Here is a 12,666-nt window from a genome sequence, read left to right on the forward strand (position 1 = left end):
CGCAACGTGACGAAACGCCGTCTTTTCGTTACCGGTGATGCGTGCTCAAGGGGTTGGTGGCGAGCGAGGCGAAGGCTGCTGCCGTCACCAGCTCGTTGACCGTGGCGCCCGTCTGCACGATCTGCACCGGCTTCGAGAGGCCGACCAGTACCGGGCCGAACGAGGTGCCGCCCAGTTCCTGCATCAGCTTCGCCGCGATGTTGGCCGAATGCAGCGCCGGCATGATGAGGATGTTGGCGGGGCCCGAAAGCCTGCTGAAGGGATAGAGCTCCTTCATCAGGCCATAGTTCAAAGCCACGTTCGCCTGCATCTCGCCTTCATATTCGAAATCGACGCGGCGCTGGTCGAGCACCAACACGGCCTCGCGGATGCGCACCGCCTTCTCGCGCGGCGGGTTGCCGAAATTGGAGAAGGAGAGGAGGGCGACGCGGGGTTCATGCCCCAGCTGTCTGGCGATGGCTGCCGTCTGCACCGCGAAATCGGCGAGCTGCTCGGCGCTGGGCAGTTCATGGACGTTGGTGTCGGCCAGAAGAACCGTGCGCCCGCCGGCCACCAGGATGGTGAGCCCCATCAGGGTCTGCCCCGGCCTGGGGTCGATCACGCGCAGCGTGTCGTCGAGGCAGACATTGAAGCTCCGCGTAACGCCCGTCACCATCGCGTCGGCATGGCCCGCAGCGACCATGCAGGCGGCAAAGACGTTGCGATCCTGGTTCACCATGCGCTGCACGTCGCGGCTGAGGATGCCTTTGCGCTGCAGGCGTTCATAGAGCATGTCGTGATAATGCTGGCGGTGCGGCGTGATGCCGGCGTTGACGATCTCCAACGAATCCGCGTCATGGAGGCTCTGCGCCTTGATCGTCTCGGCGATGCGCTCGGGACGGCCGACCAGGACCGGCGTGCCGTAACCCGCCGACCGGAAAGCGATGGCGGCGCGGATGACCTTTTCTTCCTCGCCCTCGGCAAAGACGACGCGCTTCGGATTGTGCCGCACGCGCTCGAAAATGAGCTGCAGCGAATTGGCGGCGGGGTCGAGGCGACCGGCGAGCGATGCCACATAGGCATCCATGTCGATGATGGGCTTCCTGGCGACACCGCTGTCCATCGCCGCCTTGGCGACGGCCGGCGGCACGTGGCTGATGAGCCTGGGATCGAACGGCACGGGGATGATATATTCCGGGCCGAAGCGCAGGCGGCGGCCGGAATAGGCGGCGTCGACCTCGTCCGGCACGTCCTCGCGCGCCAGTTCCGCGATGGCATGGGCGGCGGCGATCTTCATCGCATCGTTGATGGTGGACGCGCGCACGTCCAAGGCGCCCCGGAAGATATAGGGGAAGCCCAGCACGTTGTTGACCTGGTTCGCATAGTCGCTGCGTCCGGTGGCGACGATGGCATCGGAGCGGACGGCATAGACTTCTTCCGGCGTGATCTCCGGGTCAGGGTTGGCCATCGCGAAGATGATCGGCTTGTCGGCCATCGACTTCACCATGGCGCCGGTCACGGCACCCTTCACCGAAAGGCCGAAAAAGACATCAGCCCCCGCCATCGCTTCCTCGAGACTCCGCGCCTTGGTCTTCACCGCATGGGCCGACTTCCACTGGTTCATGCCCTCGGTGCGGCCCTGATAGATGACGCCCTTGGTGTCGCACAGGATCGCATTGTCATGCGGCATGCCCATAGCCTTCACCAGTTCCACGCAGGCGATCGAGGCGGCACCGGCCCCGTTCACGACCAGCTTCACGTCCTTGATGTCGCGCCCGGTGAGGTGGATGGCGTTGAGGAGCCCGGCGGCAGCAATGATCGCGGTGCCGTGCTGGTCGTCATGGAAAACGGGGATATCCATCAGCTCGCGCAATTGCTGCTCGATGATGAAGCATTCCGGCGCCTTGATGTCCTCCAGGTTGATGCCGCCGAAGGAGGGGCCGAGATAGCGGACCGAATTGACGAATTCCGAAACTTCCTTGGTATCGACTTCAAGGTCGATGGAATCGATATCGGCAAAGCGCTTGAAGAGGACCGACTTGCCTTCCATCACCGGCTTCGAAGCCAAGGCACCCAGATCACCGAGGCCCAGCACTGCCGTGCCGTTCGAGATGACCGCCACCAGATTTCCCTTGGCCGTGTAGTCATAGGCCGTGTTGGGGTCCTTGGCGATGTGGAGGCAAGGGTAGGCCACACCCGGCGAATAGGCCAGCGACAGGTCGCGCTGGGTGGTGAGCGGCTTCGAGGCGATGATTTCGATCTTGCCGGGGCGGCCATTCACATGGAATTGCAGCGCATCTTCCTCGGTGATCGAGGGCTTCTTCGTACTCATGACCTGGTTAACACTCCCTGACCTATTTCTTGCGAGGCTCGCATGAATTGGTCGGGAGTTAAAGAGGAACGTCGCTGAGAACAAAAATGTGAGCGCTGACAGATAAAATGCCGCGGGGAGGTGACCCCCCGCGGCATTCTGCGATGCGACGAATTTCCCGGCGGCGGGATCAGCTGTGCGCGATGTCCAGCACCATGCGGCCGACGATCTTGCCCTTGCGCATGTCGTTGAAGATCTTGCCGATCTGGCCGAGCGGCGCCTTCTGGATCTTGGCCTTCACCAGACCGTTCAAGGCAAACGCCACCGCTTCGTTGAGATCGAGGCGCGTGCCGACATTCGAGCCGGTGATGGTCAGCTCCCAGGCGCTGATCGCCGCGATCGAGGCGCGGACCTGATCGGCCTTGCCGCCGGGCAGGCCGATATAGGCGACCGTGCCGGCCGGTCGCAGCATGCCGATCGCCTGCTCGAAGGCGGCGGTGGCGACGGCGGTCACGACCGCGCCGTGGCTGCCGCCGATCTTCGCCTGAACCTCGGCGACGGGATCAACCTTCTTCGCATTGATCACGATCTCGGCGCCGAGCTTCTTCGCCAGCTTCAGCTTCACGTCATCGACGTCGACGGCTACCACGCGCATGCCCATCGCCACGGCGTACTGGACGGCGATGTGGCCGAGCCCGCCGATGCCGATCACCGTCATCCACTGGCCGGGGCGCGTCTTGGTACGCTTCAGGCCGCGATAGGTGGTGACACCGGCACAGAGGATCGGCGCGATCTCATAGAGGTTGGCGGTCTTCGGCAGCTTGGCCACGAACTTCGCCTCGGCCACCATGTATTCGGCATAACCGCCGGGCTTGGTATAGCCGCTGGCTTCGCCCGACTTGCAGATCGTTTCCATGCCGGCCTGGCAGAACTCGCATTGGCCGCAGGCGCTGTACATCCACGGCACGCCGACCGCGTCGCCGAGGCGGAAGCCCTTCACCCCGGGACCCACCGCCGCCACATGACCCGCCACTTCATGGCCGGGAATGAGCGGCAGGACGGGGCCGGGATTCCAGTCGCCGTCGACCGCATGGAGGTCGGAATGGCAGACACCGCAGGCCGCGACCTTGATCAGGATCTCGCCGGGACCGGCCACCGGGATCGGCAGCTTTTCGATCTTGAGCGGCGTCCCCGCCTTGCGCTGGATGGCGGCCTTCATGGTCCCTTGCATCTTCCCCTCCGGAATCTTTGCGACAATTGACAGCCCTCCGCGACGCTGGGCATTCTCCCGGCGGCGGCTCGTTTTCGGGCCGAATGAGCGGAGTATAGACCCTGAACAACGCGCGTCCCCATATCTCCAAAGCGATAGATGGCGATCTTGTCGCGGCAAATGCGCCGGCGACGGGTGCCGTCGGGCATCGCCGCGTGCCGATGACGCGCTCCAGCCAGCTGCTCGAACAATGGAACCGGGGCATCGCCGACATGCTCGCCCATCTCGGCGAGGAGGATTTCGGTCCGACCCTGCTGCGCTCGGTAACGCGCCTCATCCATTTCGATTTCCTGATGGTCTTTGCCTATCGCGGCACCGGCCGGCCGATCGCGCTCGGCGATACGCTGCCCAATCCGCAGCGCGAAGTGGTCATCAATGCCTATTGCGCGGCCCCTTATGTGCTCGACCCCTTCTTCCAGAAAGTGGCGGCGGGTGTGCAGGCGGGCTGCTATCGCCTGCGCGATATCGCCCCCGACCGTTTCCGGCAGAGCGAATATTTCCGCACCCATTACAGCCTCACCGGCATCCGCGAAGAGGTCGGCTTCTATTTTCCCTTGGGCGATGCGACCGGTGTCCTCTCGCTCGCGCGGTGGGAGGCGAGCCCCGCCCTCGGCCGCTCCGACATGGATCTTCTCGATGCCCTGGCGCCGGCGATTTCGGGCCTCGCCGCACGGCAATGGGCCAATGTCGCGGCCCCTGCGAGCCTCGTTCGCCCGCGCCACCGCGACGCCGCCCAAGTCAATGCCGCTTATACCGAATTCGGCGCCAAGCAGCTCTCCGACCGGGAGCGCCAGATCGTCTCGCTGATCCTTCAGGGCCATTCCACCGGCTCGGTCGCGCACCTTCTCGACATCTCGGCCGGCACGGTGAAAGTGCACCGCAAGAACATCTACCGTAAGTTGGGTTTGTCGACCCAGGCCGAGCTTTTCGCCGCGTTCCTGAGCTTCGTCGGCTGAGCCTGGCGCTCGCGCTCCCACGCGAATGTGACCGCCCCTATCACCCCGGGGATATCGTCATGCCCGGCGAAAGGGGCCAAGATACGCTTGGCTTCGCGGGGGGCATGAAGACGCATGAGCGCGCAAATTGGACCGGCTGCCCGCACTTCACACAAGGGAGGTTGGGATGTCCTGGTACAGTGATCTACCGAAATTCTATCAGAACCAGATCAAGGCGATGGGCCTTGACGATGAAGGCATGTCGCGCCGCCGTCTGCTGAAGACGGCCGGTGCCGCAGCGGGTGCCGCCGCAATGAGCGGCTTGACCTTCGGGCGGTCCGCCCGCGCTGCCTCGCAGATGAGCTACATGTGCTGGGAAGGCTATAACGACCCGCGCATCATCGATCCGTTCAAGGCCGCCAACGATGTCGATATCGCTTTCGACCTCATCGTCGACTCGCCGGGCGGTTTCGCGAAACTCCAGGCTGGTGCCTCGCGTGAGATCGATATCGTCTCCAGCGACATGCCCTGGGTGACGCGCATGGGTCCGGCCGGCCTCGCCCTGGAACTCAATCCTGACGATTACGCCGACGTCTACGCGACCTTCTACGATCAATTCAAACCGCCCTTCGAGCCCTTGATGAACGAGGGCAAGACCATCGGCGTCGCGACGCGTTGGGGCTGGGTCGGCGGTTGCATCAACACCGACGTTTCCGATCCCGATTTGTGGCGCACCTACGATCCGGTGTTCGATGCCAAGAACAAGGACAAGATCTGCGTCATGGATTGGGGCGATTGGCCGATCCTGCCGATGGCGCTCCATGCCGGCATCGATCCCTATCAGGAACTCGATGCCGCGGCGCTTGAGGAAGTGCGCAAGGTTCTGCGTGCCATGTTCAAGAACACCCGCACGCTGGTGGCCGATCTGACGCAAGCGCAGAAGGGCCTGCTCGACGGCTCGCTCCTGGGCTGCATCGGCGCCGGTTCCTACCTCACCTCGGCCGTACGCAAGCAGGGTCACAAGAACATCATCGCGACCGTGCCCGACCCCAAGAACGGCTTGAAGCAGGGCATCATCTGGGTGGAAGCGACGGCGATCGTCAAGGAAACCGATCAGCCGGAACTCGCGCAGAAGCTCCTGAAGCACGTCGTCTCCAAGGAGGCAGGTCACATCCTGTCGCTGCTCGACACCACCTGCAACGTCGTCACCAACAAGGCGGTGGAAGAGCTCTACACGGACGAGGAAAAGAGCATCCTGCAGACCGATTACATGTGGCACGCCTGGGATAATTCCCAGATGCACCGCATCGCCCCCAACATCGACGAGATGCTGGCGATCTGGCAGGAAGAGCTGGCGGCGGCGCAGTAAGCGACACGTCCGCAACAAGTCTCACCCCCGGATTCAGCCTTTCCCGGCTGGTCCGGGGGTGTTTATCTTTAGGTACCTCTGTTGGCATGGTCCGCCCATTCTTGAGCGCAAGAGGGCGGGGTGTGACAATCCAAGAAACGAAATGGCGACAATGGCTGGCGATACGATCCTTGAAATACGCAACCTCAAGAAAAGCTTCGGCGCCTATCAGGCGCTGAAGGGCGTCTCGCTCAGCGTCCAACAGGGCGAGTTCATCGCGCTGGTCGGCCCCTCCGGTTGCGGCAAGACGACACTCCTCAAGCATATCGCCGGCTTCGAGGAGCCGGACAGCGGCACCCTGGCGATCGGCGGGCAGCCCATGCTGGGTGTTCCCGCGGCGGCGCGGCCGACCTCGATGGTTTTCCAGAAGCTCGCCCTCTTTCCGCACATGACGGTCGCCGACAATATCGGCTTTCCGCTGAAGCTCAGGAAGGTCGACCCGGCGACGATCGCCACGCGCGTCGAAGAGATGATCGAGCTGATGCAGTTGAAGCGCGAATATCTGACGCGCTATCCCCGCCAGCTTTCCGGCGGCGAGCAGCAGCGCGTGGCGCTGGCGCGCTCGATGATCTCGGAGCCGAAGCTTCTCCTCCTCGACGAGCCGTTGTCGGCGCTCGATGTGAAGCTGAAGAAAGTGCTGCAGGCGGAGCTGAAGCGCCTCCATCGCAGCGTCGGCGTCACCTTTGTCCATGTGACGCACGATCTTGAAGAAGCGATCATGTTGGCGGACCGTATCTGCGTCATGCGGTCGGGTGAGATCCTGCAGGTGGGTGGTCCCAACGACATCTATTACCGGCCGGCCGATTCTTTCGTGGCGGGCTTCATCGGCGATACAAATCTTCTGCATGTCGATGTGAAGGGTGGGGCGGTGAGTGCCCCGGGCCTTTCGGCAGCGGACCCCCACGTGCCGGCACCCTATGTGGCGCCGGGCTTGGGCGACGGCCCGGCGCTCCTCATGGTGCGGCCCGAACTCATCACGCCGCTGGGTGCGGGTGAGCGCGCCGACTTCATCCTCGACGTCACCATCACCGAAATCTTCTGCAAGGGTGGCACGGTGCAGTTCAGGAGCAGCCTCGCCAACGGCGCGCCGCTCATCTTCGAACTACCCGGTGCCTCGACGCAGCCGGCCAATATCGGCGACAGCGTGCGGCTTGGCTTCCCCAAGCGCGACATCTATCTCTTCCGTGAACGGGCTGCAGCATGAGCGACGCCATCGACCGCAGCTGGCGCGATCCGGAATTGCTGGTGAAGGCGCTGCCCAGCGTCGTCCTGCAGACGGCGTTCTTTCTGGCGCCGCTCCTCATGACGGTGGCGCTCACCTTCCAGAAGACCAAGAACTTCCAGCTCAACTGGACCTGGTCGCTCGATACCTGGACCGACATTTTCACCAAGCCGCATTACTGGACGATCCTGGGGCACACGCTGTTCATGGCGATCGTCTGTGTCCTCCTCTGCCTCGTCATAGCCTTTCCGGTCGCCTATGCGCTGGCCACAAGGCTGCGCGCCTATCAGGACCATGTGAAGGTGCTGATCACCTTTGCGTTCCTCACCGATGCGACCTTGAAGACGTTCGGCTGGGTGCTGTTCCTCGACAAGAACGGCGCCGCCAATTACCTGCTGCAGGGACTGGGCTTTCCGCCGGCGACCATCGACATTCTCTTCACCGATTGGGCGACGATGCTGGGCATGGTCTACAATCTGCTCTCCTTCGCCATCTTCACCATCTACCTCTCGATCGACGCCATCGATCGCTCATTGATCCTTGCCGCCTATGATGCGGGGGCCAGCAAGTTCCGCGCCTTCTGGGAAGTGACCCTGCCGCTGGCCCGGCCCGGTATCTGGGCGGCCTCGGTGCTCATTTTCCTGCTGGCGGTCGGCGTCTTCCTGGAACCCAAGGTGCTGGGCGGCGGCAAGTCGCCGATGTCGGCAGAACTCATCCGCCAAACCTTCGAGACGCGCGTCAACTGGCCCCTCGGTGCCGCGTTGACGCTGGTCCTGATGACGGTCGCCGTCTTCGTTGTCCTCCTCTTCAACCGCGTCTATTCCCTGAAGCGCCACATGGGACCGGTCTAAGATCATGGCATATCCGACACCCACCCCCTGGATGAATGCCAAGAGCGAAGCGCGGCTCGCCAACCTCCTGCTCTACGGATCGGTCGCGGCGATCCTCATCTTCTTTTATCTGCCGATCTTCACGCTCATCGCCTTCTCGTTCCAGGAAGGCCGCTATCCGACGCTGCCGTTCGAGGGTGTGTCGCTGAAATGGTACGCAGCCCTTTTCGAGAATTCCGGCGCCCGCGATGCCCTGTGGAATTCGACCGTGATCGCGGTCGTGGCGACCATCTTTGCAACCCTCATCGGCACTGCGGCCGCCATTGTCGCGGTGCGCTATCGCTTCCGCTTCCGTCTGCCCTTCACGGGGTTGAGTGCGGCACCGCTCGCCTTCCCGCAATTGCTGCTCGGCATCGTGCTGCTGCTGTGGTTCTCGGTGCTGGGGCGCCAGTTCAATTTCAACACCGGCATCGTCACGGCGATCATCGGGCACATCGTCTATATCACGCCCTTTGCGCTGGTGATCGTCGCGGTGCAGGTCTTCAATTTCGACAGCACGCTTGAGGACGCCGCGCGCGATTGCGGCGCCACCAAGCTCGAAGTCTATCGCTATGTGACCTTGCCGCTGCTGTGGCCGGGCATTTTCTCGGCGGCGATCTTCGCGTTCCTGCTTTCCTGGGGGAACTTCTATCTCACCTACAGCCTCGCCGGCTCGACCCGGACCTTGCCGACCTTCGTCTTCTCCGGCATCGCCACCGGTTCCTCGCCGCTCTATCCGGCGATTGCGACCGTGGTATTCATTCCAGGCATCCTGCTGGTGATCCTCGCCGACCGGATGCGCCGGAAGGCGGCGTGATCAGTACCATTCGATCCTGATCGCTGGGTCGAGATGCTCGCCCTCGTAGATGATGCGGCAATCGCTGCCGCAATCGTCGATGGCGAGTTGCTTGGCTTGGTCTTCGCCGCAGCCTTCGGAAGTCCAGCCGCCCCAGCCGGATTTCTTGATCCTGCAACTGATCGAAAGGCCGAGCCTGTCGCCGCTCGGATTGACGGCAAGGTACCGGTATCTCCCGGTCTGGACCTTGGAGCCCGCGAGATAGTGGTTGATCTCGCTTTTCAGGCTGTTGGAGATACGCTGCGTTTGCTTCGTGTCCGTCGGCGCTGCGCTGGAGACAGTCGTGTCGGGCACATAGGCCGCCCGTTCTTCCAGCTTATAAGGGACCAGGATGTCGCGACCGAAGGCAAAGATCACGCAATCGATGCCGTACCGCTCGCACCCCTTCAGCGCATCGCGCTTATAGGTCGGTCCGCCGGCGCAGAGAACGTCTGCGCACCAGATATAATAGGAGCCGTCCCCGTCTTTCCCGATGGCGAAAGCGCCGGGGTGATTGCTGCCGATGCGGCCGAGATATTCCTGGAATGAGCCCCAGGTCCTGTTGCTGACGGTCATGGTGCCGACAGGCTTCTCATCTGGGGCAACGCAGGCGGAAAGCAGGAGGAGGGCGGCGATCAGAATCTTTTTCATGGTATTTTTGTAGGCCTTCAGCAGATCGCCGGAGAGCGACTTATGTTTGTTGTTAGATTTCTTGATCATTTATTACGAGCAGAGACAAGCTCTGCCCGTCAAGGGCAAAATGGGCTGCTAGCGAATCCCCCGGGCCGGTGGTAAGCCTGCGGCCCATGGACAGTCAGGCCACTTCCGAAGCAACAGCTGCCGAGACCCCGATGTGGGCGCGCGAGTCGGGGGATGCGACGCCGATGATGGCGCAGTATCTCGCGGCCAAACGCGAGCATCAGGACGCGCTGCTGTTTTACCGGATGGGCGACTTCTACGAGATGTTCTTCGAGGATGCGGTCCAGGCCTCCGCCGCCCTCGACATCGCATTGACCAAGCGCGGGCGCCATGCCGGCGAAGAAATTCCGATGTGCGGCGTGCCGGTCCACGCGCACGAAGCCTATATGTCGAAGCTGGTGCGCCAGGGCTTCAAGGTCGCGGTCTGCGAGCAGATCGAGGACCCGGCGGAGGCGAAGAAGCGCGGCTCGAAATCGGTGGTGAAGCGCGCGGTGACGCGCATCGTCACACCGGGGACGCTGACCGAAGATGCGCTGCTCGAAGCGCGGCGGCACAATTTCCTCGCCTCCGTCACGGAAGCGGGCGGTGAGCTGGGCCTCGCCTGGGTCGATATCTCGACGGGCAGCTTCTTCGTGCAGAAGGTCTCGGAGCGCGATCTCGCCGCCGCCATGGCGCGCCTCGATCCCACCGAGATCCTGATCGCCGACCGGCTGCTGGCGCGGCCCGAGCTTTTTGAATTCTTCGCCGACTATAAGAAGCGCCTGTCGCCGCTGCCCTCGGCGCGGTTCGACAGCGACAACGCGCGGAAGCGTCTCACGCAATTCCTTGGCACCGCGACCTTGGATGCCTTCGGTGCCTTCACGCGGGCGGAAGTAGCCGCGGCCGGTGCGGTGCTCGACTATGTCGAACTGACCCAGCAGGGCAAGATCCCGCGCCTTTCGGCCCCGCGCCAGGTGGTCGACGGCACGCTCATGGAAATCGACGCGGCGACGCGGCGCAATCTCGAACTCATCCGCACACTCAATGGCGAGCGGCAGGGCTCGCTGCTCGCCACCATCGACCGCAGCCTGACCGGCGCCGGCGGGCGCTTGCTCGGCGATTGGCTGTCGGCACCCCTGACCGAGGCCGCTGCGATCCTGGCGCGCCTCGATCTCGTCCAATATCTGGTGAGCGAGGATGCGCTCAGGGACCGGCTGCGCGAGGCCTTGCGCCGCGTGCCCGATCTCGAACGCGCGCTGTCGCGCCTTACCGCCGGTCGCGGTGGCCCCCGCGATCTCGCCAGCATTCGCGATGGCCTCAAGGCAACGGCCGATTTCCGCGCCCTCATCGAGGGGAAGGCGGTGGCGGTGCCGGCGTTGCTCGCCGATGCCGCGCGCGATCTTGGCCATCATGCCGAGCTGGTGGACCGCCTGACGCGGTCGCTCGCCGAGGATCTGCCGCTGCTGACGCGGGACGGCGGGTTCATCGCCAAGGGATATCATCCGGAACTCGATGAATACCGGTCCTTGCGGGAAGATTCGCGGACACTGATCCTGGAATTGGAAGCGCGGCTCAAAAACGAGACCGGCATTCCGGCACTCAAAATCCGGCACAACAATGTCATCGGCTATTACATCGAAGTGACGCCGGTTCATGCCGACAAGCTGAAAGGCGACGCACGTTACATCCACCGGCAGAGCATGGCAAATGCCATGCGCTTCTCGACCGGTGAGCTTGCTGAACTCGAGAGCAAGATCGTCCATGCCGGCGACCGCGCGATCGCCTTGGAGCAGCGCCTGTTCGACGATCTGGTGGGCGAGACCATCGGCCGCGCCGAGCCGATCGCGACGGCCGCCGCCGCCTTGGCCTTGATCGATGTCGGCGCGGCGCTCGCGGAACTCGCGCGCGAGGGCGATTGGGTGCGGCCCGAGATCGATGACGGGGCCGAGTTCGTCATCAGCGGCGGGCGGCATCCGGTGGTCGAAGCAGCGCTCGCGAAAACCCAAGGCGGCACCTTCGTCGCCAATGATTGCGACCTCTCGCCGGAAAAGCGGCTGTGGCTGGTGACGGGTCCCAACATGGCCGGTAAGTCGACATTCTTGAGGCAGAACGCGCTCATCGCGATCCTGGCGCAGATGGGGAGTTTCGTGCCGGCTAGGTCCGCCAAGATCGGCGTGGTCGACCGCCTTTTCAGCCGTGTCGGTGCCGCCGACGATCTGGCGCGCGGGCGGTCGACCTTCATGGTCGAGATGGTGGAGACGGCGGCGATCCTCAACCGCGCCACACCGCGCTCGCTGGTGATCCTTGACGAAATCGGCCGGGGTACTGCGACCTTCGACGGTCTCTCCATCGCCTGGGCGTGTCTCGAACATATCCACGAGATCAACGGCTGCCGCGCCCTGTTCGCGACGCACTATCATGAACTGACGCATCTCTCAGGAACCCTTGCCGCGCTGAAGCCGCACACGATGCGGGTGATGGAATGGCAGGGCGAGGTGAAGTTCCTGCACGAGATCGGGCCGGGGGCCGCCGACCGGTCATACGGTATCCATGTGGCGAAGCTTGCGGGGCTTCCGGCCGCAGCACTCCACCGCGCCGAGGAAGTCCTCGCCACTCTGGAAAGGGGTGAGCAGGCGGGGGCGTTGTCACGCCTCGCCGACGATCTGCCACTCTTCTCAGTGCAGGCCCCGGCAGCACCGGCGCTTGCGAAATCGAGCGCGGTCGAGGAGCGCCTGAAAGCGGTCAACCCCGATGAGCTTTCTCCGCGCGCAGCGTTGGAGGAGCTCTACCGGTTGCGGGGGCTTCTTTCCGACACCTGACAGTTGTCAGTTGCACCCCCTCTCCCTAACCCTCCCCCACAGCCGACGAATGTCGGCATGCGCCGACTGTGGGGGGAGGGGACTAGCGCCAGCCTGTCGCTACTGCCGCAGCGAACTCGGCGGGCTCCCTCCCCCCAACGTGGGGGAGGGTCGGGGAGAGGGGGGAAGTGACGGCCCTCACCAACTTCTCTCTTCTCTTCACGTCTCCCCATCCGGACCCGCTCGGGCAGCTATGGCAGCCGTGACGTTGCCGGCTGTGACGTGGATGGCTTCCTGCCATCCAGGAGGGGAACCCGGTCACCGCATCGGGTCCGGCGGGGGCTGGCTTAACCGCCGCAAC

Annotated in this window: 9 protein-coding genes; 6 read left to right on the forward strand and 3 right to left on the reverse strand. The window is 63.6% G+C overall.

What is annotated here, in order from left to right:
- Positions 1–28: 28 nt before the first annotated feature.
- Entirely contained in the window at positions 29–2,311 is a 2,283-nt protein-coding gene (locus ACE3PP_RS07330; protein WP_374379849.1) for an NADP-dependent malic enzyme, read from the reverse strand.
- Between the two features lie 169 nt (positions 2,312–2,480).
- Positions 2,481–3,521, reverse strand: coding sequence for a zinc-dependent alcohol dehydrogenase (locus ACE3PP_RS07335; RefSeq protein WP_374379852.1), 1,041 nt, complete (start codon positions 3,519–3,521; stop codon positions 2,481–2,483).
- Positions 3,522–3,721: 200 nt separating this feature from the next.
- Between ACE3PP_RS07335 and ACE3PP_RS07340 the strand changes: the two genes are divergently transcribed.
- The 5 genes from ACE3PP_RS07340 (at position 3,722) to ACE3PP_RS07360 (ending at position 8,811) form a co-directional block, all read left to right on the forward strand.
- Positions 3,722–4,516, forward strand: coding sequence for a LuxR C-terminal-related transcriptional regulator (locus ACE3PP_RS07340; protein WP_374379855.1), 795 nt, complete (start codon positions 3,722–3,724; stop codon positions 4,514–4,516).
- A gap of 166 nt (positions 4,517–4,682) precedes the next feature.
- Positions 4,683–5,864 (forward strand): PotD/PotF family extracellular solute-binding protein, encoded by a 1,182-nt coding sequence (locus tag ACE3PP_RS07345; RefSeq protein ID WP_374379858.1) that lies wholly within the window; start codon positions 4,683–4,685, stop codon positions 5,862–5,864.
- A gap of 142 nt (positions 5,865–6,006) precedes the next feature.
- Positions 6,007–7,107 carry an ABC transporter ATP-binding protein gene (locus ACE3PP_RS07350; protein ID WP_374379861.1) on the forward strand — a complete coding sequence of 367 codons (1,101 nt, stop codon included), beginning with the start codon at positions 6,007–6,009 and terminating at the stop codon, positions 7,105–7,107.
- Positions 7,104–7,976 (forward strand): ABC transporter permease, encoded by an 873-nt coding sequence (locus ACE3PP_RS07355; RefSeq protein ID WP_374379864.1) that lies wholly within the window; start codon positions 7,104–7,106, stop codon positions 7,974–7,976. Before ACE3PP_RS07350 ends, ACE3PP_RS07355 begins: the two co-directional genes overlap by 4 nt.
- Before the next feature lie 4 nt (positions 7,977–7,980).
- Positions 7,981–8,811, forward strand: coding sequence for an ABC transporter permease (locus tag ACE3PP_RS07360; RefSeq protein ID WP_374379866.1), 831 nt, complete (start codon positions 7,981–7,983; stop codon positions 8,809–8,811).
- Here the strand turns inward: ACE3PP_RS07360 and ACE3PP_RS07365 are convergent, their stop codons facing one another.
- The gene (locus tag ACE3PP_RS07365; RefSeq protein WP_374379869.1) at positions 8,812–9,549 is read right to left on the reverse strand and encodes a hypothetical protein; all 738 of its coding nucleotides are present in this window, start codon (positions 9,547–9,549) and stop codon (positions 8,812–8,814) included.
- 86 nt (positions 9,550–9,635) lie between these two features.
- On the opposite strand from ACE3PP_RS07365, the gene mutS reads away from it, so the two are divergent.
- The gene (gene mutS / locus ACE3PP_RS07370) at positions 9,636–12,326 is read left to right on the forward strand and encodes a DNA mismatch repair protein MutS (RefSeq protein ID WP_374379871.1); all 2,691 of its coding nucleotides are present in this window, start codon (positions 9,636–9,638) and stop codon (positions 12,324–12,326) included.
- Positions 12,327–12,666 lie beyond the last annotated feature (340 nt).

The organism is Dongia sp. (assembly GCF_041910485.1).
Classification (GTDB): Bacteria; Pseudomonadota; Alphaproteobacteria; order Dongiales; family Dongiaceae; genus Dongia.